The 21,111-nt window shown below is 72.3% G+C and carries 19 protein-coding genes and 1 tRNA gene; 11 read left to right on the top strand and 9 right to left on the bottom strand.

Annotated elements, in window-relative coordinates:
* Positions 1-7 precede the first annotated feature (7 nt).
* Complete coding sequence (locus JO379_RS07665; RefSeq protein WP_209514411.1) at positions 8-871, top strand: esterase/lipase family protein; 864 nt, start codon at positions 8-10, stop codon at positions 869-871.
* Between the two features lie 72 nt (positions 872-943).
* Here the strand turns inward: JO379_RS07665 and JO379_RS07660 are convergent.
* Positions 944-1,031, bottom strand: a tRNA-Leu gene (locus tag JO379_RS07660).
* A 226-nt stretch (positions 1,032-1,257) separates the two neighbouring features.
* On the opposite strand from JO379_RS07660, the gene JO379_RS07655 reads away from it, so the two are divergent.
* From JO379_RS07655 to JO379_RS07645, 3 genes are all read left to right on the top strand, one after another.
* Positions 1,258-2,592 carry a M20/M25/M40 family metallo-hydrolase gene (locus JO379_RS07655; protein ID WP_209514409.1) on the top strand — a complete coding sequence of 445 codons (1,335 nt, stop codon included), beginning with the start codon at positions 1,258-1,260 and terminating at the stop codon, positions 2,590-2,592.
* A gap of 142 nt (positions 2,593-2,734) precedes the next feature.
* On the top strand, positions 2,735-2,968 hold the full coding sequence (locus JO379_RS07650; RefSeq protein WP_130877011.1) for a chaplin: 234 nt from the start codon (positions 2,735-2,737) through the stop codon (positions 2,966-2,968).
* 138 nt (positions 2,969-3,106) lie between these two features.
* The gene (locus JO379_RS07645) at positions 3,107-3,964 is read left to right on the top strand and encodes a chaplin (protein WP_130877010.1); all 858 of its coding nucleotides are present in this window, start codon (positions 3,107-3,109) and stop codon (positions 3,962-3,964) included.
* A gap of 99 nt (positions 3,965-4,063) precedes the next feature.
* Here the strand turns inward: JO379_RS07645 and JO379_RS07640 are convergent, their stop codons facing one another.
* A complete protein-coding gene (locus JO379_RS07640; RefSeq protein ID WP_106678739.1) occupies positions 4,064-4,252 on the bottom strand; it encodes a DUF5703 family protein in 189 nt (62 codons plus the stop codon).
* A gap of 47 nt (positions 4,253-4,299) precedes the next feature.
* Here JO379_RS07640 and JO379_RS07635 point away from each other — a divergent pair, with 47 nt between their 5' ends.
* Entirely contained in the window at positions 4,300-5,031 is a 732-nt protein-coding gene (locus JO379_RS07635; RefSeq protein ID WP_209514407.1) for a hypothetical protein, read from the top strand.
* Positions 5,032-5,101: 70 nt separating this feature from the next.
* On the opposite strand, the gene JO379_RS07630 is transcribed toward JO379_RS07635, so the two are convergent.
* On the bottom strand, positions 5,102-7,450 hold the full coding sequence (locus JO379_RS07630) for a helix-hairpin-helix domain-containing protein (RefSeq protein ID WP_209514405.1): 2,349 nt from the start codon (positions 7,448-7,450) through the stop codon (positions 5,102-5,104).
* Positions 7,447-8,430 carry an aldo/keto reductase gene (locus JO379_RS07625; protein ID WP_209514402.1) on the bottom strand — a complete coding sequence of 328 codons (984 nt, stop codon included), beginning with the start codon at positions 8,428-8,430 and terminating at the stop codon, positions 7,447-7,449. Before JO379_RS07625 ends, JO379_RS07630 begins: the two co-directional genes overlap by 4 nt.
* 149 nt (positions 8,431-8,579) lie before the next feature.
* On the opposite strand from JO379_RS07625, the gene JO379_RS07620 reads away from it, so the two are divergent.
* On the top strand, positions 8,580-9,629 hold the full coding sequence (locus JO379_RS07620) for an LLM class F420-dependent oxidoreductase (protein WP_209518573.1): 1,050 nt from the start codon (positions 8,580-8,582) through the stop codon (positions 9,627-9,629).
* A 396-nt stretch (positions 9,630-10,025) separates the two neighbouring features.
* Positions 10,026-10,814, top strand: coding sequence for a ferritin-like domain-containing protein (locus JO379_RS07615; protein ID WP_209514401.1), 789 nt, complete (start codon positions 10,026-10,028; stop codon positions 10,812-10,814).
* A gap of 36 nt (positions 10,815-10,850) precedes the next feature.
* On the opposite strand, the gene JO379_RS07610 is transcribed toward JO379_RS07615, so the two are convergent.
* On the bottom strand, positions 10,851-11,843 hold the full coding sequence (locus tag JO379_RS07610; protein ID WP_209514400.1) for a magnesium and cobalt transport protein CorA: 993 nt from the start codon (positions 11,841-11,843) through the stop codon (positions 10,851-10,853).
* A 73-nt stretch (positions 11,844-11,916) separates the two neighbouring features.
* On the opposite strand from JO379_RS07610, the gene JO379_RS07605 reads away from it, so the two are divergent.
* The 4 genes from JO379_RS07605 to mshC all read left to right on the top strand — a co-directional run bounded on the left by JO379_RS07605 (position 11,917) and on the right by mshC (position 15,481).
* On the top strand, positions 11,917-12,612 hold the full coding sequence (locus JO379_RS07605; RefSeq protein ID WP_130877004.1) for a histidine phosphatase family protein: 696 nt from the start codon (positions 11,917-11,919) through the stop codon (positions 12,610-12,612).
* A 145-nt stretch (positions 12,613-12,757) separates the two neighbouring features.
* Positions 12,758-13,348 carry a DUF3090 domain-containing protein gene (locus JO379_RS07600; RefSeq protein WP_130877003.1) on the top strand — a complete coding sequence of 197 codons (591 nt, stop codon included), beginning with the start codon at positions 12,758-12,760 and terminating at the stop codon, positions 13,346-13,348.
* Complete coding sequence (locus tag JO379_RS07595; RefSeq protein ID WP_130877002.1) at positions 13,312-14,145, top strand: SCO1664 family protein; 834 nt, start codon at positions 13,312-13,314, stop codon at positions 14,143-14,145. The genes JO379_RS07600 and JO379_RS07595 overlap by 37 nt, the downstream gene beginning before the upstream one ends.
* Before the next feature lie 106 nt (positions 14,146-14,251).
* Positions 14,252-15,481: a cysteine--1-D-myo-inosityl 2-amino-2-deoxy-alpha-D-glucopyranoside ligase gene (gene mshC, locus JO379_RS07590; protein WP_130877001.1), complete on the top strand. Its 1,230-nt coding sequence runs from the start codon at positions 14,252-14,254 to the stop codon at positions 15,479-15,481.
* A 214-nt stretch (positions 15,482-15,695) separates the two neighbouring features.
* On the opposite strand, the gene JO379_RS07585 is transcribed toward mshC, so the two are convergent.
* The 4 genes from JO379_RS07585 to JO379_RS07570 all read right to left on the bottom strand — a co-directional run bounded on the left by JO379_RS07585 (position 15,696) and on the right by JO379_RS07570 (position 21,028).
* A complete protein-coding gene (locus JO379_RS07585; protein WP_209514399.1) occupies positions 15,696-16,748 on the bottom strand; it encodes a PAC2 family protein in 1,053 nt (350 codons plus the stop codon).
* A 296-nt stretch (positions 16,749-17,044) separates the two neighbouring features.
* Positions 17,045-18,652: a glycerol-3-phosphate dehydrogenase/oxidase gene (locus tag JO379_RS07580; protein ID WP_130876999.1), complete on the bottom strand. Its 1,608-nt coding sequence runs from the start codon at positions 18,650-18,652 to the stop codon at positions 17,045-17,047.
* Between the two features lie 2 nt (positions 18,653-18,654).
* On the bottom strand, positions 18,655-20,199 hold the full coding sequence (gene glpK, locus JO379_RS07575; protein ID WP_209514398.1) for a glycerol kinase GlpK: 1,545 nt from the start codon (positions 20,197-20,199) through the stop codon (positions 18,655-18,657).
* 46 nt (positions 20,200-20,245) lie between these two features.
* Positions 20,246-21,028, bottom strand: a complete 783-nt coding sequence (locus JO379_RS07570) for an MIP/aquaporin family protein (RefSeq protein ID WP_130876997.1) — start codon at positions 21,026-21,028, stop codon at positions 20,246-20,248.
* Between the last annotated feature and the right edge of the window lie 83 nt (positions 21,029-21,111).

Genomic DNA, 21,111 nt, shown 5'->3' with positions numbered 1-21,111 from the left:
TGTTCGGATGACGCTGACCTGGAGACCCCTCCGCACCCTGCTGCCCGCTCTCGCCCTGGCGTTCGCCGCCGTGGCGGCCCCGAGCGCCGCGGCCGCCGCCCCCACCCGCGCCCCGGCCGTGACCAGCGGGTGGAACGACTACTCCTGCAAGCCCACCGCCGCCCACCCCCGGCCCGTCGTCCTCGTCCACGGCACGCTCGCCAACTCCGTCGACAACTGGGTCACCCTCGCCCCCCACTTGGTGGACCGCGGCTACTGCGTCTTCTCCCTCGACTACGGACAACTGCCGGGCGTGCCCTTCTTCCACGGCCTCGGCCCGGTCGCGAAGTCGGCCGAACAGCTCTCCGCGTTCGTCGACAAGGTCCTGGCGGCCACCGGCGCGCGCAAGGCCGACCTGGTCGGCCACTCCCAGGGCGCCCTGATGCCCCGCCACTACCTCAAATTCCTCGGCGGCGCGGCCAAGGTGAACGCCCTCGTCGGCATCGCCCCCGACAACCACGGCACGACCCTGCTCGGCCTGACCAAGCTCCTCGACATCGTCCCCGGCGCCCGGGACGCGATACACGGCCTCACCCCCGGACTGACCGACCAGGCGACGGGCTCCGACTTCCTGCGGCGCCTGAACGAGGGCGGCGACACCGTGCCCGGCGTCCGCTACACGGTGATCGCGACGAAGTACGACGAGATCGTCACGCCCTACCGGTCCGGATATCTCTCCGGCCCCGACGTCACCAACATCCTCATCCAGGACCGCTGCTCGCTCGACCTCTCCGGGCACGTGGCGATCGGCGTCGTCGACCGCCTGGCCTTCCACGAGATCACCAACGCCCTCGACCCCGCCCACGCCACCCCGACCACCTGCGCCGGCTGACCTTCCGCGCACGGCGCGGGTCCCACCTGGCCGCAAAAACCAAAAAACCCCAGCTGAGCTGGGGTTTTTCACTGGTGTCCGAGGGGGGACTTGAACCCCCACGCCCGATAAAGGGCACTAGCACCTCAAGCTAGCGCGTCTGCCATTCCGCCACCCGGACAAGGTGTCTGTCTTCGGGGCCGCTGCCCTTCCGACAAGGAAAACAATAGCAAACATCCAGGGGTGCTCGATCACCCGGCCGGGCGCTCCCGGGGGACTCGTGACGGGCGTGTGTCGGCAGCATTGCGGCCTTGGGCTGTGCGGGTGGGAGAGAGAGGATGGCCGTGGACCCACGCCGGGGCCGCCGGGCTGTGGCGGCTCCCGGCGGCGAACCACGAGGAGGCAGCGTGAGCGAGTCGAAGCCCGGCCGTAGCGGAACGGGCCCGAGCGCCGAGGACGAGGTCGTCGACCTCTGTCGTGATCTGATCCGGATCGACACCAGCAACTACGGCGACCACTCCGGCCCCGGCGAGCGCGCCGCCGCCGAGTACGTCGCCGAGAAGCTCGCCGAGGTGGGGCTCGAACCCCAGATCTTCGAGTCCCACAAGGGGCGGGCCTCGACGGTGGCGCGGATCGAGGGCGAGGACCCCTCCCGGCCCGCGCTGCTGATCCACGGCCACACCGACGTCGTGCCCGCCGACGCCGACGACTGGACCCACCACCCCTTCGCGGGCGAGATCGCGGACGGCTGCCTGTGGGGGCGCGGCGCGGTCGACATGAAGGACATGGATGCGATGACGCTCGCCGTCGTCCGCGACCGGATGCGCTCCGGCCGTAAGCCGCCGCGCGACGTCGTCCTCGCCTTCCTCGCCGACGAGGAGGCCGGTGGCACCTACGGCGCCCGCTTCCTGGTGGACAAGCACCCCGGGCTCTTCGACGGGGTGACCGAGGCGATCAGCGAGGTCGGCGGCTTCTCCTTCACCGTCAACGAGAATCTGCGGCTGTATCTGGTGGAGACCGCCCAGAAGGGCATGCACTGGATGCGGCTCACGGTGGAGGGCACCGCCGGGCACGGTTCCATGACCAACACCGACAACGCGATCACGGAGCTGTGCGAGGCGGTCGGCCGGCTCGGCCGGCACCGGTTCCCGGTCCGGGTGACCAAGACCGTGCGGTCCTTCCTCGACGAGCTGTCCGACGCGCTCGGCACCCCGCTCGACCCCGAGGACATGGAAGCCACCCTCGCCAAGCTCGGCGGCATCGCGAAGCTCATCGGGGCGACCCTGCGCAACACCGCCGCCCCGACGATGCTCGGCGCGGGGTACAAGGTCAATGTGATCCCGGGGCAGGCGACGGCCCACGTCGACGGCCGCTTCCTGCCGGGGTACGAGGAGGAGTTCCTTGCCGACCTCGACCGGATCCTCGGGCCAAAGGTCAAGCGCGAGGACGTTCATGCCGACAAGGCACTGGAGACCTCCTTCGACGGCGACCTGGTCGACGCCATGCAGACGGCGCTCAGGGCCGAGGACCCGATCGCGCGTGCCGTGCCGTACATGCTCTCGGGCGGCACCGACGCCAAGTCCTTCGACGACCTGGGCATCCGCGGCTTCGGGTTCGCGCCGCTCAAGCTGCCGCCGGAGCTGGACTTCGCCGGGATGTTCCACGGTGTGGACGAGCGAGTGCCGCTCGACGGACTGAAGTTCGGCGCGCGGGTGCTCGACCGGTTCCTGGACGAGGCCTGAGTATTTCGCCAACGTGTGCGCTTCTGCCGCGCACTTAACCGGAAAGGGTGAATGGCCAAAGCATCACGTAGCTCGCCCACCTCCTCGTCGTTACATCTATGCGGTCCGCGGCTGGGACCGCATTGCCAACAAGGAGGAACCCATGCTCAAGAAGGTCGTCGCTGCTGCGGCTGCCACCAGTGGTCTCGTGCTCGCCGGCGCGGGCGTGGCCGCTGCGCACTCGGGCGCCCAGGGAGCTGCAGTCAACTCGCCCGGCATCGCGTCCGGCAATGTCGTCCAGGTGCCGGTCTCGGTGCCGGTCAACGCCTGTGGCAACACGCTCAACATCGTCGGGCTGCTGAACCCCACCTTCGGTAACACCTGCGTCAACCACTGACGTTGTTCCTCAGCCCGTAAGGGTGTGAATCAAGGCGGCCCCGGAGTGCGCGCCATGCGCTCCGGGGCTGCTGGGTATTCGGCGCACGGCCGACTCGGCCGTGCGCATTCCGCTTGGTAGAAGGCAGAAGGAATAGCTATGCGACAGGTCGCCAAGAAGGGCTTGCTCACAGCAGCGGCGGCAAGCGGCGTATTCGCCGTGACCAGCGGCTACGCCGCACACGCGGACTCGGGTGCCATGGGTACCGCCGCGCACTCCCCGGGCGTCGCGTCCGGCAACACCGTCCAGGTCCCGGTGCACGTGCCGGTCAACGCCTGTGGCAACACGGTGAACGTGGTCGGGCTGCTCAACCCCGCCTCGGGCAACAAGTGCGCCAACGTGTCCGGCGGCCACGGCAAGCACGGTGACAAGGGCCACGGCAACCACGGCAACGGCCAGGGTCACCACGGTCACGGCCAGGGCGGCCACCACGGCGGCGGTCACGGCGCCGACGGCAAGAGCGTCGGCTCGCCGGGCGTCGCGTCCGGCAACACCGTCCAGGCGCCGGTGCAGGTGCCGGTCAACGCGTGCGGGAACAGCGTCGACGTCGTCGGCATCGGCAACCCCGCCACCGGCAACGAGTGCGTCAACAACGGCCACTCCCACGGTCACGGCCCGCAGGGTCCCGGTCACAAGCCGCCGCACGAGCGGCCCGGCCACCCGACCCCGCACGAGCCCCCGGCGAAGCACAACCCGCCCGCCGAGAAGCCCGGTCACAAGCCCCCGGCGAAGCACACCCCGACGGCCGAGAAGCCCGGCCACAAGCCGGCCGGTCACGCCAAGCCGCCCACCGAGGTGAAGGCCGCCCACCAGGAGGAGGCCTCCTCCTTCCCGGTGGCCAAGGCCAGTGAGCTCGCGCACACCGGTGCGGGCCAGCTCGGCATCGCGGTCCCGGCCGTGGGCCTCCTGCTCGGCGGCGCGGTGCTCTACCGCCGCGCGCGTGCCGCGCAGGGCTGAATCACACCGCTTGATCCCGGACGGCACTAGTCCGGGACCGGCAGCCAGGCCGACAGCACGGAGCGGGCCCCGCAGTGGCGGGGCCCGCTCCGTACGCTTTCACCACGTGGCACGCACCTGGCGGATGATCCGACGCCGCAGCCGCACCCGGCGGCTGCCGTCGGGATAAAGACGCAGTCGGTCCAACTCCCAGTGTCCGTACTCGGCATGGTCGGTCAGCAAGCGAGTGGCTGCTCCTCGAGAGACCCCTCGAGGCACATACACATCACAGAATTCGTATTCCGGCATCGCATCTATTGTGCGGGAACGGGCTCGGTGCGGATAGCGTCTGCACTATGTCTGATGCTGCGCAGCCAACCGCTGCCGAGGTACGCGCCGCCGCCGAGGCGGTCAAAGCCGCGCTGGACCGCCACCTCGATGCCGTCGAACACCGATCGGGGGCGACCGATCCGGCTGTCTACGCCGCGTTCAACGAGCTGGCCGCGACAGCCGAGGCGTACGACGAGCTGTTGTACGACGCCTATGACGAGGTCACACCCTTCGAGATCCCCGGTGACGACACGCTGCCCGCCTACGCCGGGCCCGAGGAGCCCAGCGCGCTCAGTGTGCTGATCCGCAGGGACTACGCGGTGGTCGAACCACACCGGCTCCTCGCCCAGGCCCAGCGCGTCGCCGACCTCGATCCCGACATCGACGCGCCCCCGGGCTCGCCGGGGAACGCGGCGGACCTCGTCGGCAGCAGTGTCCACGCCGCCCTCGGGGTGCTCTTCGGAGAGTACGAACCGGACGAGATCGCATCCCGGCACAAGGAATTCGGCCTGGAGGAAGGCGATTCCACCCTGTGGGTGGCGGCGGCCGACGACCCCGCCGAGCCCGGTGAATGGCTGTCCGCCCCCTTCGACCAGGCCGATCCGCAGCGGGTCATCTGCCGCTTCGACGTCAGCGCGGTCTTCGACGAGGAACTCGACCTCGACGAGGACGGTGACGACGAGGACGGCGACGAGGCTGCCCCGGACGGTGCCGAGCAGCAGGACGGGGCCGCGAGGTCCCCGGGCCCCGGGCACTGAGGGACGTCTCTCACCGAGGGCGGTGACCCCGGGGCGCGGGCGGCGGCCCGCCCCGGGGTCATCCGTCAGCTCACGCCTCGGACTGTGGGGCCCGCAGCAAGGACCGCAGCCGGGTGGTCCGCTCCTTCGCCGGGATCTCGGCCACCGCGCGGGGCAGCGCCTGGTCCACGCCGTGCACGACCGACAGATGCCGCTCGCCCCGGCTGAACGCGGTGTAGATCCACGCCCTCGTCAGCTCCTGGGCGGCGTCGCCGGGCAGCACCACCACGGCCGCCGGCCAGCGCGTACCGGCCGCCTGGTGCGCGGTGACGGCCCAGCCGTGCCGTACCGTGCCGCCCACCCGCTCGGGCGGCACGACGACGGGCGAGCCCGCGCAGTCCAGCCGGAGCCCCGCCGCGTCCGCCGAGACGACCGTGCCGGGGACCATACGGCCCGGCGCCGGTACGTAGGCGATGCGGTCGCCCGGGTCGAAGCCGCCGAACCGGCCCGGCCCGGGGTTGAGCCGCTCCTTCAGCGCCGCGTTGAGCGCCCGGGTGCCGACGGCACCGCCGTGGCCCGGCGTGATCACCTGGGTGTGATCGGCGGGCACGCCGATGGCGCGCGGCACCGAGTCCGCGACGAGCTGCACGGTGCGGTGGACGGCTTCGCCCGCGTCCCGGACCGGGACGATCACGACCTCCTTGCCGGGGGCGTCCACCGTGGTCAGCTCACCGACCCCGATCCCCGACACCAGCTCGCCGATCGGGCCCTCGTCCGGGGTGCGCGAGACGACCGCTGGGCAGGCCCGCGCGGCCACCACATCCGCGAAGACCCGGCCCGGCCCGGCCGACCACAGCACGCCGGGGTCACCGCTCAGCACCAGCCGGGTGCCGTCCGTCAGCGACTCCACCAGCATCGCCGCCGTCTCCACGTCCAGCTGCGGTGCGTCCAGTACGGCGAGCACATCGAGCGCGAGGGCGCCCTCGGCGTCCCGCCCGGGGCCCTCCTGGCCGGACAGCAGCCCGGTGACGGTGACCGCGTCGGGGTCGCCGAGCGCGACGAGACGCCGCTTGCCGTCCTCGGTGTGCGCGGCGGCACAGGCCCGCAGGCCCAGGGCGCGGGCCGCGAGGACGAGGGCGAGGGGCTCCGCGCGGGCCGCCTCGCCACCGCTGTGCGTCACGAGCCCGGAGGACGCGACGGCCCGGATCAGCTCACCGGCGGAGGGGGAGGGCGCGGCGGCAGCGGCGGCCTCCCAGTCGGGGGCGGCCGCACCGGAGCCCGTGCCGGGGTCCGCCGCGGGTGACGCCGGGCCGCTGTCGGTGGGGGAGCCGGCACCGGAGCCGGCACCGTCCGCTCCGGCCTCCTGCCCGTCCTCACCGCTGTCCGCGACCGCCTCGGCCTCCGCGGCGGCGGGCGCCGGCTCCGCGCCCAGGGTGCTGATCAGCCGGGCGAGGCCGTCGGCCAGGCTTTCCTCCGCCATCGCGTAGCGGTCCAGTCCCAGCAGCAGCCGGACCGGGACCTCCGTCTCCGAGCCGTCCGGCTCGGGACGGGCGGCACCCGGGGTCTCCAGGGCCTCCTGGAACACCAGCACCGAGCCCTCCGCGAGCGCGCTCTGCAGCGCCTCGTCCGGCTCCGGCACGGACTGCTTGCCGAGCGCGGTGCGCAGCACCGACGCCTCCAGGACGGTGTGCCCGGCCAGCGCGGCGCGCTCCAGCAGCCAGCCGACCAGGGCCTGGCCCCGGCGCTCGTCACCCGGACCGCACTCCGCGCCCAGCAGCGCCCGCGCGAAGCCGTCCGCCTGCTCCGGGCGCACGCCCGGGACGGCCAGCAACTGCCAGGGGTCGTCGCGCAGGGTCTCGGCGGCCTGCTCCCCGAGCACGCCGACCACCTGCCCGGCCAGCGTCTCGGGAGCGCCGCCCGCGGTCAGTACCTGCCGTACGCCGTCGAGCCCTTCGGCGCTGATGTGCAGGGCCGGGCGCGGGGGAGCGGGGGCCGCGGCCGCCGTCGGCGCGGGTGCGGCGGCCCGCTCGGGCCGGGGGGAGGCGCCGCTGCCCGGCGCCGGCGCACCGGCGGCACGCCTGCCGCCGGACGGCCCGGTGAAGAACGACGCCGCCGGGCGCTCCCCGCTCTCCACGGCCCGCACCGCGGCCGCCAGCGCCTCCGCGGCGGCGGACCGGCTGCCGCCGCCCGGTGCGGGGGTCCCGGCCCCTGCCCCGGCTCCGGCCTCGGCCGCCGGAGCAGGCTGCTCCTGCGGGGACCGTTCCTCCCGCGGGCCGTCCTCGGCCTCACGACCGTCGCCGTCCGTCCCGGCCCCGGTGTCGTCGGCGGGGGTGGCCGGTGACGCGGCGTCGCCCGGCTCGCCCGTCCCGGCCGGGGCGGCCTCCTCGGGGGAGGGCGCGGACGCGTCCTCGACGGCGAGGGGGTCGCGGTCGGTACTCACAGCGTGCTCCAGTCCTGATCGGGATAGCGGTGCACGGGCGCCGACACATCGTCGAGCGCCTGGCAGATCTCGTCTGGAAGAGTAAGGCTCTCCACTGACAACGCGGCTTCGAGCTGCGTCGCGTTCCGCGCGCCTACGATCGGGGCGACCACGCCGGGGCGGTCGCGCACCCACGCGAGAGCCACTTGCAAAGGGGTCGTGGCGAGCCCGTGGGCGGCCGTGGTGACGGCGTCGACGACGCGGGTGGCGTCGGCGTCCAGATAGGGCTCGACGAAGGGGGCGAGGTGGTCGGAGGCCCCCCGCGAGTCGACGGGCGTCCCGTGGCGGTACTTGCCCGTCAGCACGCCCCGGCCGAGCGGCGAGGACGGCAGCACCCCGATGCCCAGGTCGAGCGCCGCGGGCAGCACCTCGCGCTCGATGCCGCGCTGCAGCAGCGAGTACTCCATCTGTGTGCTGGCCAGCCGGGTACGGGTGCCCGGCCCGGCGAGCTGCCAGGTGGCGGCCTTGGCGAGCTGCCAGCCGCAGAAGTTGGACACCCCGGCATAGCGGGCCCGGCCGCTGCCCACCGCCATGTCGAGCGCCTGCAGCGTCTCCTCGGTCGGGGTGAAGGGATCGTAGGCGTGGATCTGCCACAGGTCGACGTAGTCCGTGCCCAGCCGGGTCAGCGAGGCGTCGAGCGCCGAGAGCAGATGCCCCCGCGAGCCGTCGAAGCGCCGGCCCGGGTCCGGGACGCTGCCCGCCTTGGTCGCGACGACCAGATCGCGGCGCGGCACGAGGTCCTCCATCAGCCGGCCGAGGAGGTACTCCGCGCCGCCGTCCGCGTAGACGTCGGCGGTGTCGACGAGGGTGCCGCCCGCCTCCCAGAACACCTTGAGCTGCTCGGCGGCGTCGAATTCGCCGGTGTCCCGGGCCCAGGTGAGGGTGCCGAGCCCGATCCTCGAAACCCGCAGTCCCGTGCGGCCGAGATGCCTTGACTCCATGAGCGCTGAGGTTACTGGCCGGGGCCGGGCCCGTGGCCGCCTGTGGACAGCCGCCTGTGCACAGCGCCGGTGACGTACCCCAGGTCGGCGCGCTACAGTCCCCGGAACAACGACGTTACTGATCGGTAAGGGGCGCCCGCATGGCTCGGATGAGGCTCGGAATCAACCTCGGCTACTGGGGAGCCGGGACGGACGCGGACAACCTCGCGGTCGCCCGCGAGGCCGACCGGCTGGGCTACGCGGTCTGCTGGGCGGCCGAGGCGTACGGCTCCGACGCGCCCACGGTGCTCTCCTGGGTCGCGGCGCAGACCGAACGGATCGACGTCGGTTCGGCGATCTTCCAGATCCCGGCCCGTACGCCCACGATGACGGCCATGACGGCCGCGACCCTCGACTCGCTCTCCGGCGGCCGCTTCCGCCTCGGCCTCGGCGTCTCCGGCCCGCAGGTCTCCGAGGGCTGGTACGGCGTGAAGTTCGACAAGCCGCTCGCCCGCACCCGTGAGTACGTCGAGATCATCCGCAAGGCCATGTCCCGTGAGCGCGTCGCCCACGACGGCGACCACTGGACGCTGCCGCTGCCGGGCGGCCCGGGTAAGCCCATCAAGCTCACCGTCCACCCGGTGCGCGAGCACATCCCGCTCTACATCGCGGCCATCGGCCCGAAGAACCTGGAGCAGACCGGCGAGATCGCCGACGGCGCCCTCGTCGTCTTCTTCGCCCCCGAGCACGCCGAGGAGACCACCCTGGGCGCCCTGCGGGCCGGACGCGCGAAGGCGGGCAAGGACCTCGACGGCTTCGACCTCGTGCCGACCGTGCCCATGGCCGTCGGCGACGACGTGAACGCCCTCGCGGACCTCTTCCGCCCGTACACCGCCCTCTACGTCGGCGGCATGGGCAGCGCCAAGCAGAACTTCTACAACAAGCTCGCCCAGCGCATGGGGTACGAGAAGGCGGCCGCCGAGATCCAGGAGAAGTACCTCTCCGGCGACAAGGCGGGCGCCGCGGCCGCGGTGCCGCGCGAGCTGATCGACTCCACCACCCTGCTCGGCCCGGTGGAGCGCGTCGCCGACCGGATGCAGGCCTACGCGGAGGCCGGGGTCACCACACTGTCGCTGGCCCCCGCCGGGTTCACCCTCGACGAGCGGATCGCGAGCCTGCGGGCCGGCGTCGACGCCCTGGAGCGGGCGGGGCTCGCCTAGGCCTGGTGCTGCACCTCCGCTGCGCGGCGGTGTCCTCAATCGCCGGACGGGCTTATTCAAGCCCGTCCGGCGATTGAGGACAGAGCACAGCAGCCTGTCCGGCGATTGAGGACGCGCCCGCAGGGCGCCCGCCGCCGCAGGCGGCACAAAGTCGGCCCGCAGTCGGCACGACAAACCGCGGCCGTGGTGGGGGCTCGGGGTGCCTTCCCCGCCACGGCCGTCACCGAGGACAACGCCCCCTACGGCCCCGTGGTTACGCACCGCGGGGCCCTTCGTCCTTCCCTCGCCGTTTCCCCACCGTCCGGCATTCGGCCGAGCGCGCGGCCCGAGCGTTTGCCGCGCCCCGACCGCGGCAGTTGACTTGCCTTCGGGACGTCGTGCACGGAGGTGGCAGTCATGCTCTCGGCCAGAAGCGTGTTCCAGGAGATCCTCGACAACGACGAGTCGTACCGGCTCTTCTGCTCCATCGCCGCCGGCGGCGAAGCGCAGGGGGGCTGGGAGAACGGCCGGATCGCCGCGCTGGTGCCACCCGAGCTGCAGGCCCTCGCACCCAAGATCGCACGACACGGCGCGGACGAGGACAAGCACGGCCGGATCTTCCTCGCCCTGCTCCGCAAACGGGGGCTGGAGCCCGTGCCGGTCCCGCCGGAGACCGATTACACGGCCATCCTCGAACGCCGGGGCATCGGGCTTCCCCACACCAAGCTGCGCGCCGACACCCCGCTCACCGAGCGGGACATCGTCGCCTACCTCGCGCACAGCCGGGTCACCGAGCAACGCGCCTCCGATCAGATGGACATGCTCACCAAGCACTTCGGCGAGCACCCCGAGGTCGGCAGGGCGATCAAGATGATCTGTCACGACGAGGCCAACCACCTCGCCTACTGCCACGAGGAGCTGCTGCGGCTCGCCGCCGCCGGATACGGCCGGACCATCCTGTCGGCCCTCCAGCAGAGCGCGCTCGCCGAGATCGTGGTCTACCGGGACGTCAGCCTCGCGGTGATGGGCCACATGGGCCGCATCCTGAGGTGGCCGAAGGCCAAGTCCGCGGCGCTCACGGCGGGCATCCGTGCCCTGTACGGGTACGAGCGGCTCGGCGGCTGGCGGCGGACGGTCGGTCTGCGGCTGCCCGACCGCCTCGACGCGCTGCGCGGTCCCGCCGAGCCCGCCCCCGAGTTCGCCTGACCGCGCCCCGCGACCCGGCCGCCGGGCACCGCGCCCTCAGAGCCAGCCGCGCCGCTTGAAGAGCCGGTGCAGTCCGAACTCCAGCACGGCCAACAGCCCCAGCACCGCGGGATACCCCCAGGGCTGGCGCAACTCCGGCATGTGGTCGAAGTTCATCCCGTACACCCCGGCGATCATCGTCGGAAGGGCCGCCATAGCCGCCCACGCCGAGATCTTGCGCATGTCGTCGTTCTGCTGGACGCCGGTCTGCGCGAGATGGGCCGACAGGATGTCCGAAAGCAGCCGGTCCAGGCCCTCCGCGGACTCGTTCGCCCGGGTCAGATGATCACTCACATCACGGAAGAACGGCTGGGAACCGCTGTCCACGAACGGCAGCCGCGCCTCCGCGAGCCGGGTCATCGGCTCGGCCAGCGGGACCGTCGCCCGCCGGAACTCCACGACCTGCCGCTTGAAGGCGTAGATCCGCGAGGCGGTGTTCCTGTTGTCCCCGCCGACCGGCGCGAACACCTCGGCCTCCAGCTCCTCCAGGTCCACCTGGAGCGCCGCCGCCACATCGATGTAGTGGTCCACCACCGCGTCGCTCACCGCGTACATCACCGACGTCGGACCGTGCTTGAGCACCTCCGGCTCGTGCTCCAGCCGCTGCCGCACCCGCGCGAGCGGGCTGCCCTCGCCGTGCCGGACCGAGACGACGAAGCAGTCGCCGACGAACAGCATCAGCTCACCGGTGGTGACCGTGCCCGCCGCGTCGTCGTAGGTGGTGGGCTTGAGCACCATGAACAGCGAGTCGTCGTACACCTCCAGCTTCGGCCGCTGGTGCGCGTTGAGCGCGTCCTCGACGGCCAGCGGGTGCAGCTCGAACTCGTTCGTCACCAGGTCGAACTCGTCCTCCGTGGGCTCGTACAGCCCGACCCACACGAAGGAGTGCCCCTTGGCGCGCGCCTCCCGCAGCGCGTCCGAGAGGTCGGCGGGGCCCTCCGCGCGGCGCCCGTCCCGGTAAATGCCGACGTCGACGATCACGACAGGCATTCTTCCGCCAATCCGCCCCCGGCGCACCGGAGGGGCGCCTGGGACGCCCGGTTACGGACGTAGGCTGGTCGTCATGCCCACGCTGATCCTGCTCCGGCACGGCCGGTCCACCGCCAACACCGGGGGAGTGCTCGCGGGGTGGACCCCCGGGGTCGCCCTCGACGAGCGCGGCGCCGCCCAGGCGGCCGCCCTCCCCGCCCGGCTCCGCGACGTGCCGCTCGCCGCCGCCGTCGCCAGCCCGCTCCAGCGCTGTCAGGAGACCCTGGCACCGCTGCTCGCCGCGCGGCCGGAGCTGCCGTCGCACACCGACGAGCGGATCGGGGAGTGCCACTACGGCGACTGGTCGGGCCGCAAGCTCGCCGAACTGCACGACGAGCCGCTGATGGCCGTCGTGCAGCAGCACCCCTCCGCCGCCGCCTTCCCCGGCGGGGAGTCCGTCCGCGCCATGCAGGCGAGGGCACTGGACGCGGTCCGCGACTGGAACGAGCGGATCGAGCGGGACCACGGACCGGACGCCGTCTATCTCATGTGCACGCACGGCGACATCATCAAGGCGCTCGCCGCCGACGCCCTCGGCCTCCACCTCGATCTCTTCCAGCGGATCGCCGTCGACCCCTGCTCGGTCACGGCCATCCGCTACACCCGGCTGCGGCCCTATCTGGCGCGGCTCGGCGACACCGGTGACCTGGCCGATCTCGCCCCGAGCGGGCAGCCGCCGACGGAGCGCGAGGGGGACGCGGCCGTCGGGGGTGGTGCGGGAGCACCGTGATCGTCGTGCGCAGTAGGGTGGTGAGGCGGGGGTGCCCGCCTCGCTGCCGGTGATCGCCTCGCCGGAACGGGCCGTACCGCACCGCACATGACCCGCCCCGAGCCGCACAGCCACTCCGACCACCCGAACCAAATGGAGCAGGACGTTGTCCCGTCAGGTGTTCCTCTATGACCCGCCGGACCGATTCGTCGCCGGTACGGTCGGGCTGCCGGGCCGCCGCATTTTCTTCCTCCAGGCCTCGGCGGCCGGCCGGACCACCAGCGTCATGCTGGAGAAGACCCAGGTGGAGGCGCTCGCCGAGCGCATCGACGAGCTGCTGGACGAGGTGGTCCGGCGCACCGGGGGCAATGCCCCGGTGCCGGCCGTGGCCCCCGCCGAACTCGCCGACACCGCCCCCCTGGACACCCCCGTCGAGGAGGAGTTCCGGGTCGGCACCATGGCACTGGCCTGGGACGGCGAGCACGAGCGGATGGTGGTGGAGGCGCAGGCCCTCGTCGAGCTGGCGGCGGACACCGAGGAAGACCTCGCCGAGGCCGAGGAGCGGTTGCTCAAGGACGAGGCGAACGGTCCGCCGATGCTGCGCGTGCGGCTGACCGGCACCATGGCCCGCGCGTTCGCCAAGCGTGCCCTCGAAGTCGTCAACGCCGGCCGCCCGCCGTGCCCGCTGTGCAGCCTGCCGCTCGACCCGGAGGGACACGTATGTCCGCGCCAGAACGGATACCGCCGCGGAGCGTGACCCCGCACGAGCTGCTGGCACTGGGCGAGCTGACGGTGCGCGGCCGGGTCCGTGAGGCGTCCAACGCGGTCCTGTACTGCACGGTCACCTACGAGGGCGTCACCGCCTCCTGTGTCTACAAGCCGGTCGCCGGGGAGCGCCCGCTGTGGGACTTCCCCGACGGGACGCTGGCGCAGCGCGAGGTGGCGGCGTACGAACTCTCCGAGGCCATGGGCTGGGGACTGATCCCGCCGACGGTGCTGCGCGACGGCCCGTACGGCGAGGGCATGTGCCAGCTGTGGATCGAGGGCCCGGACGAGGAGGCGGCCGCCGGCGCGGAGCTGCTGGCGCTGGTCGAGGGCGAGGAGCCGGGCCCGGGCTGGAAGGCCGTCGGCTTCGCGGAGGTCGGGGAGGACCGCACCGCGCTGCTGGTGCACGCCGACGACGTGCGGCTGCGGCGGCTGGCCGTGCTCGACGCGGTGATCAACAACGGTGACCGCAAGGGCGGCCATCTGCTGCCCGCGGCCGACGGGCGGCTGTACGCGATCGACCACGGCGTGACCTTCAACGCCGACGACAAGCTGCGCACCCTGCTGTGGGGCTGGGCCGGCGAGCCGCTGCCCGAGGAGGCCCTGGAGGCCCTACGGCGACTTTCGGCCGATCTGGCCGAGGGGCGGCCCCTGGCCGCACGTCTGGCCGAGTTGATCACCCCCGCCGAGATCGAGGCGCTGCGCGCCCGCGTCGCGGACCTCCTGCGGACCGGGCGGCACCGCGAGCCCAGTGGCCAGTGGCCCGCCATCCCCTGGCCGCCGGTCTGAGACGGTCCGCCGGTACGGATTGGCCGAGATCGCGCAAGAGCTTGACTTCGGCCAAGAGCCGAGTCCGGTTCGTATCCGGAACATGCGTCCGGTTAGGCTTCAGGACATGCATGCCTGGCCCGCTTCTGAGGTACCCGCCCTGCCTGGCAGTGGCCGCGACCTCCGGATCCACGACACCGCGACCGGCGAGCGAGTGACCCTCGCCCCCGGTCCCGTCGCCCGTATCTATGTCTGCGGCATCACGCCGTACGACGCCACCCACATGGGGCACGCGGCGACCTACAACGCGTTCGACCTCGTGCAGCGCGTGTGGCTCGACACCAAGCGGCAGGTCCACTACGTCCAGAACGTCACCGACGTCGACGACCCGCTGCTCGAGCGGGCCCTCGCCAACGGCGACGACTGGACCGCGCTCGCCGAGCGCGAGACCGCCCTCTTCCGCGAGGACATGACCGCGCTGCGGATGCTGCCGCCGCGGCACTACGTGGGCGCCGTGGAGTCGATACCCAAGATCGTTCCGCTGGTGGAGCGGCTGCGTGACGCCGGTGCCGCCTACGAGCTCGAGGGCGACGTCTACTTCTCCGTCGCGTCCGACAGCCACTTCGGCGCGGTCTCCGGCCTCGACGCGGAGGCGATGCGACTGCTGTCCGCCGAGCGCGGCGGCGACCCGGACCGCCCCGGCAAGAAGAACCCCCTCGACCCCATGCTGTGGATGGCCGCCCGCCCGGGCGAGCCCAGCTGGGACGGCGCCTCCCTCGGCCCCGGCCGCCCGGGCTGGCACATCGAGTGCGTCGCGATCGCCCTCGAGCACCTCGGCATGGGCTTCGACGTGCAGGGCGGCGGCAGCGACCTCGTCTTCCCGCACCACGAGATGGGCGCCTCGCACGCCCAGGCGCTCACCGGCGAGCACCCGTTCGCCAAGACGTACGTGCACGCGGGCATGGTCGCCCTGGACGGCCAGAAGATGTCCAAGTCCAAGGGCAACCTGGTCTTCGTCTCCCGGCTGCGCCGTGACGGCGTCGACCCCGCCGCCATCCGCCTCGCCCTGCTCGCCCACCACTACCGGGCCGACTGGGAGTGGACCGACGCCGTCCTGACCGAGGCCGTCGACCGCCTCGGCCGCTGGCGCGCGGCCGTCTCGCGCCCGGACGGACCGTCCGCCGACGCCCTGGTCGAGGAGATCCGCGACGCCCTCGCGGACGACCTCGACGCCCCGGCCGCGCTCGCCGCGGTCGACCGCTGGGCCGCCGCCCAGGCCGCCGACGGCGGCAGCGACGAGGGCGCGCCCGGCGTCGTCTCGCGGGCCGTCGACGCACTGCTCGGCGTGGCCCTGTGACGGGCTGACCCCGCGCATTTCCCAAGGAGGGTGCTCCCCGGCTCGAACGGCCGGGGAGCACCCTCCTTCGCGTGCACGGCGGTTGCCGGACCGCGCCACGAAGACGACGGTGCCCGGGACGCCCGCGTCGGTCGCGGTCGTCCCGGGCACCGTCGCGTCACCGGTCTCCAGGAGCCTCCAGGAGGCGCCTTGGGGAGGTGCCTTCAGGGGGTGGTCAGTCCTTGCCGTCCGGCCCCTTGTCGTTCGGCCCCTCGGGGGCCGGTCCGGTGCCGGGGTCATCCTCGGACGCCGACGACTGCGACTCGTCCTTGGGCTGTGGCTTCGGCGGCCGTGTGCGGCCGCTGGAGGTGTCACGGAGGTACGAGGAATCCCGGCCGTCGGCGACGCCGGGGTCGGTCCCGAGGCCGGGCTGCCCCGGTCCGGGCTGGCCGTCGCGGCGCCGCAGATAGCGCTCGAACTCCCGGGCGATGGCCTCACCGGAGGCCTCCGGCAGCTCGGCGGTGTCCCGCGCCTCCTCCAGCGACTGGACGTACTCCGCGACCTCGCTGTCCTCCGCCGCCAGCTGGTCCACGCCGAGCTGCCAGGCCCGCGCGTCCTCCGGCAGGTCGCCGAGCGGAATCCGCAGATTGACCAGGTCCTCCAGGCGGTTGAGGAGCGCCAGGGTCGCCTTCGGGTTCGGCGGCTGCGAGACGTAGTGCGGCACCGCCGCCCACAGGCTCACCGTCGGGATGCCCGCGTGCGTGCACGCCTCCTGGAGAATGCCGACGATGCCGGTCGGGCCCTCGTAGCGGGACTCCTCCAGATCCATGGTGCGCGCCAGGTCCGGGTCGGAGGTGACGCCGCTGACCGGTACCGGCCGGGTGTGCGGGGTGTCACCGAGCAGCGAGCCCAGGATCACGACCATCTCCACCCCCAACTCGTGGGCGAAGCCGAGGATCTCGTTGCAGAACGAGCGCCAGCGCATGCTCGGCTCGATGCCCCGGACCAGGACCAGATCGCGCGGTGTCGCCCCGCCCGTGCGCACCACGGAGAGCCGGGTGGTCGGCCAGGTGACCTTGCGGACCCCGCCGTCCAGCCACACCGTGGGCCGGTTGACCTGGAAGTCGTAGTAGTCCTCGGCGTCGAGCGCCCCGAAGACCTCGCCCTTCCACTCGCGGTCGAGGTGCGCGACCGCGCTGGAGGCGGCGTCCCCGGCGTCGTTCCACCCCTCGAAGGCACAGATCATGACCGGGTCGATCAGCTCGGGAACCCCCTCAAGCTCGATCACCCAGCGCCTCCTTCCGACCGGGGCGGAACGGGTGTCCGTGCCACCGCCGGTTGCAGTTCCGTGCAGTTCTGTCGCGTGTTCCGCGGGCCCGTCGGTCGCCCGTCGGCGGCCCGCTTCCCGCGTGCGACCTCAAGCCTACGGCTTCCGCGTCCCGCGGTCGCGGCCCCCGTACGACGGGAGTCGCCCCCGCGGCCGGTCCCCGGGCCGGCGGGGGCGCCGGCGGGACACGCGTCGAGGGGAGAGACGCTGCGTCTCTCCCCTCGACGGGTGATGCGGTGCCGCGGTGCGGCCGGGCGTCAGCCCTTGTCGCCCAGCATGTCCTTGACCTTGGCGCGGACGTCCTCGGAGTCCAGGCCGCGGATCGTCAGGGTCGTGCGGCGGCGCAGCACGTCGTCGACCGTCTCGGCCCACTCGTGGTCACGGGCGTAGACGACCTGGGCCCAGATCTCGGGGCCGTCGGGGTGGATGCGCTCGGCCAGCTCCGGGTTCTCGTTCGCCAGGCGCGCGATGTCGAAGGACAGCGAGCCGTAGTGCGAGGCGAGGTGACGGGCGGTCAGCGGGTCCATGCGGCTGCCGGGCTCACGGTCCACCAGCAGTCGGTGGGCGACCGCGTTGGGGTTGGAGATGCCGGGCAGCGGGGTGCGGCGGACCAGGTTGGAGATGGGCTCCATGTCCTCGGTCAGCGGGCTGCCGGGGAGCTTGGCGAGCTTGCTCATGACCGTACGGCCGATGTGGCGGTAGGTCGTCCACTTGCCGCCGGCGACGGACAGCATGCCACCCTTGCCCTCGGAGACGACCGTCTCGCGCTTGGCCTGGGCCACGTCGCCGGGGCCGCCCGGCAGCACGCGCAGGCCCGCGAAGGCGTACGTCATCAGGTCGCGGTCGAGGTCCGCGTCCTGGATGGAGAACGCCGCCTCGTCGAGGATCTGCTGGATGTCCTCCTCGGTGGCGCGGACATCGGCCGGGTCGCCCTCGTACGCGGTGTCGGTGGTGCCGAGGAGGAGCTGGTCCTCCCACGGGAGGGCGAAGGTGATGCGGTACTTGTCGATCGGGGTGGCCATGGCGGCCTTCCACGGCGACTTGCGCTTCATCACGATGTGCGCGCCCTTGGAGAGGCGGATGGAGGGGGCGGCGCCCTTGTCCTCCATGGTGCGCAGGTGGTCGACCCACGGGCCGGTGGCGTTGAGCACGACGCGGGCGTTGACGCCGAACTCGGTGCCGTCGGTGCGGTCCTTGAGCTCCGCGCCGGTCACCTTGCCGTGCGTGAAGCGCAGACCGGTCACCTCGGCGTGGTTGAGGACCACGGCGCCGGACTCGACGGCCGCGCGGACCGTCATGACGGCCACGCGCGAGTCGTTCATCTGGTGGTCGTAGTAGACCGCGACGGCCTTGAGGTTGTCCGTGCGCAGACCCGGGTTGGCGGCCTGGGCCTTCGCCGGGGAGATGACCTTGCCGACGCCGTCGCCGAAGGCGGACAGCGCGGAGTAGGCGAAGACACCGGCGCCCAGCTTGGCGGCGCCGACCGGGCCGCCCTTGTAGACCGGCAGGTAGAAGGTGAGCGGGTTGACCAGGTGCGGGGCCACGTCCTTGGCCAGCACCCGACGCTCGTGGTGGTTCTCCGCCACCAGCTTGACCGCGCCGGTCTGCAGGTAGCGCAGACCGCCGTGGACGAGCTTGGAGGAGGCGGAGGAGGTGGCGCCGGCGAAGTCGCCGGCGTCCACCATCGCGACCCGCAGTCCGGACTGCGCGGCGTGCCAGGCCACCGAGGTGCCCAGGATGCCGCCGCCGATCACCAGGAGGTCGTACGTCGCGTTGGACAGTCGGTCCCGGGTCTCGGCGCGGCTCGGGTTGGAACCGGCAGCCGGGTGCGTCCCGAGGGTCGGGACGCTCTGCAGGGTGCTCATGATTACTCCTCGTCCTCGATCCAGCCCATGGTCCGCTCGACGGCCTTGAGCCAGCTCTTGTACTCGCGGTCACGCGTGTCCGCGTCCATCCGGGGTGTCCACTCGGCGGCCCGGCGCCAGTTGGCGCGCAGGGCGTCGGTGTCCGGCCAGAAGCCGACGGCGAGGCCGGCGGCGTAGGCGGCGCCGAGGCAGGTGGTCTCGGCGACCATCGGGCGCACCACGGGGGCGTCCAGGAAGTCCGAGAGCGTCTGCATCAGCAAGTTGTTGGAGGTCATGCCGCCGTCGACCTTGAGCGCGGTCAGCTCGACGCCGGAGTCCTTCGTCATGGCGTCGGTGATCTCGCGGGTCTGCCAGGCGGTGGCCTCGAGCACGGCGCGGGCGATGTGCGCCTTGGTGACGTAGCGGGTCAGACCCGCGATGACACCGCGCGCGTCGGAGCGCCAGTAGGGGGCGAACAGGCCGGAGAAGGCCGGCACGAAGTACGCGCCGCCGTTGTCCTCGACGGAGCTGGCGAGCGTCTCGATCTCGGCCGCGCTCTTGATCAGGCCCATCTGGTCGCGCATCCACTGCACGAGGGAGCCGGTGACGGCGATGGAGCCCTCGAGGGCGTAGACCGGCTTCTCGTCGCCGATGCGGTAACCGACGGTCGTCAGCAGGCCGTTGTAGGAGTTGACGGGCTCGTCGCCGGTGTTCATCAGCATGAACGTGCCGGTGCCGTACGTCGACTTGGCCTCGCCCTCGGAGAAGCAGGTCTGGCCGAACAGGGCCGCCTGCTGGTCGCCGAGCGCGGAGGCGACGGGCACGCCGTCCAGCGCGCCGCCCTTGGCGGTGCCGTAGACCTCGGCGGAGGAGCGGATCTCCGGCAGCACGGCGACGGGGATCTCCATCGACTCCGCGATGCGCTCGTCCCAGGCGAGGCTGCGCAGGTTCATCAGCATCGTGCGGGAGGCGTTGGTGACGTCGGTGACGTGCACGCCGCCGTCGGTGCCACCGGTGAGGTTCCAGATGACCCAGGAGTCCATGGTGCCGAAGAGGATGTCGCCGGCCTCGGCGCGCTCGCGCAGGCCCTCGACGTTGTCCAGCAGCCAGCGGACCTTCGGGCCGGAGAAGTAGCTCGCCAGCGGCAGGCCGGTCTCGCGGCGGAAGCGGTCCTGGCCGACGTTGCGGCCGAGCTCCTTGCAGAGACCGTCGGTGCGGGTGTCCTGCCAGACGATCGCGTTGTGGACCGGCTCGCCGGTGTTCTTGTCCCACAGCAGCGTGGTCTCACGCTGGTTGGTGATGCCGATCGCCTTGACGTCGGCGGCGGTGATGCCCGCCTTCTCGATCGCGCCGGCGACGACCTGCTGGACGTTGGCCCAGATCTCGGTGGCGTCGTGCTCGACCCAGCCCGGCTTCGGGAAGATCTGCTCGTGTTCCTTCTGGTCGACGGAGACGATGCGGCCGTCCCGGTCGAAGACGATGCAGCGGGACGAGGTGGTGCCCTGGTCGATCGCGGCGATGAACGGGCCCGTGCCGTGGGAGCCGGTCGTGGTGTTCGCGTCGGTCATGGTGTGTGTGCTCCTGGGAAAGTCTGAAGTTCTCGGCGGCGGGTGCTCAGAACGCGATCTTGTGGATGCCTGCGGCGAGCGCGGCACCGACGAGCGGTCCGACCACCGGTACCCAGGCGTAGCCCCAGTCCGAACCGCCCTTGTTGGGCAGCGGCAGCAGCGCGTGCACGATGCGCGGGCCGAGGTCGCGGGCGGGGTTGATGGCGTATCCGGTCGGGCCACCGAGCGAGAGGCCGATGCCGACGACGACGAGGGCGACCATCAGGGTGCCGGTGCCGCTGACGGCCAGACCCTTGGTCAGGCCCATCGTGAGGATGAAGAGCACCAGCGCGGCGGTTCCGATGATCTCCGTGACGAGGTTCTGCACCGCGTGACGGATCTCGGGGCCGGTGGAGAAGATGCCCAGCACCGGGCCGGCCTGGGGGGTCGCGGTCTGGTCGACCATGCCCTCCTTGGGGTTCAGGCTCGCGACCAGCTCCGGGTCGGTCAGGTGAGCCCTGAACTGACCGTAGTAGGCGAGCCAGACCAGCGTCGCGCCTATCATCGCGCCGAGCAGCTGGGAGCCGATGTAGAGCGGCACATCGCTCCACTCGACCGCACCGTCGAGGGCGAGGCCGAACGTCACGGCGGGGTTGAGGTGCGCACCGGACTTGGCGCCGATGTACGCACCGGCCAGTACGGCGAACCCCCAGCCGAACGTGATGGCGAGCCAGCCCGCGTTGAGCGCCTTCGAGCGCTTCAGAGTGACGGCGGCGCACACGCCGCCGCCGAGCAGAATCAATACTGCTGTACCGATGAGCTCACCGGTGAAGATGTCGGAGCTGGACACCCGCGACTCCTTTGTCCTTCGTCCAGGGGAAGGCGAACCCCGGGTCCCTCCGGTGGTCCGCACCCTCCGAGAGGGCGGTGATC

Origin of the sequence: Streptomyces syringium, from assembly GCF_017876625.1 — a bacterium.
GTDB classification, from domain to species: Bacteria; Actinomycetota; Actinomycetes; order Streptomycetales; family Streptomycetaceae; genus Streptomyces; species Streptomyces syringius.
The sequence above is the reverse complement of the archived record's forward strand: the minus strand, read 5'-3'. Positions and strand labels throughout refer to the sequence as shown.

Coding starts and splice junctions, on each gene's coding strand:
- JO379_RS07625 (WP_209514402.1), bottom strand. CDS start 8,430: ATGGAGTCAAGGCATCTCGGCCGCACGGGACTGCGGGTTTCGAGGATC.
- JO379_RS07605 (WP_130877004.1), top strand. CDS start 11,917: ATGCCCACGCTGATCCTGCTCCGGCACGGCCGGTCCACCGCCAACACC.
- mshC (WP_130877001.1), top strand. CDS start 14,252: ATGCATGCCTGGCCCGCTTCTGAGGTACCCGCCCTGCCTGGCAGTGGC.
- JO379_RS07580 (WP_130876999.1), bottom strand. CDS start 18,652: ATGAGCACCCTGCAGAGCGTCCCGACCCTCGGGACGCACCCGGCTGCC.
- JO379_RS07635 (WP_209514407.1), top strand. CDS start 4,300: ATGTCTGATGCTGCGCAGCCAACCGCTGCCGAGGTACGCGCCGCCGCC.
- JO379_RS07620 (WP_209518573.1), top strand. CDS start 8,580: ATGAGGCTCGGAATCAACCTCGGCTACTGGGGAGCCGGGACGGACGCG.
- JO379_RS07610 (WP_209514400.1), bottom strand. CDS start 11,843: ATGCCTGTCGTGATCGTCGACGTCGGCATTTACCGGGACGGGCGCCGC.
- glpK (WP_209514398.1), bottom strand. CDS start 20,199: ATGACCGACGCGAACACCACGACCGGCTCCCACGGCACGGGCCCGTTC.
- JO379_RS07645 (WP_130877010.1), top strand. CDS start 3,107: ATGCGACAGGTCGCCAAGAAGGGCTTGCTCACAGCAGCGGCGGCAAGC.
- JO379_RS07595 (WP_130877002.1), top strand. CDS start 13,312: ATGTCCGCGCCAGAACGGATACCGCCGCGGAGCGTGACCCCGCACGAG.
- JO379_RS07615 (WP_209514401.1), top strand. CDS start 10,026: ATGCTCTCGGCCAGAAGCGTGTTCCAGGAGATCCTCGACAACGACGAG.
- JO379_RS07665 (WP_209514411.1), top strand. CDS start 8: ATGACGCTGACCTGGAGACCCCTCCGCACCCTGCTGCCCGCTCTCGCC.
- JO379_RS07650 (WP_130877011.1), top strand. CDS start 2,735: ATGCTCAAGAAGGTCGTCGCTGCTGCGGCTGCCACCAGTGGTCTCGTG.
- JO379_RS07640 (WP_106678739.1), bottom strand. CDS start 4,252: ATGCCGGAATACGAATTCTGTGATGTGTATGTGCCTCGAGGGGTCTCT.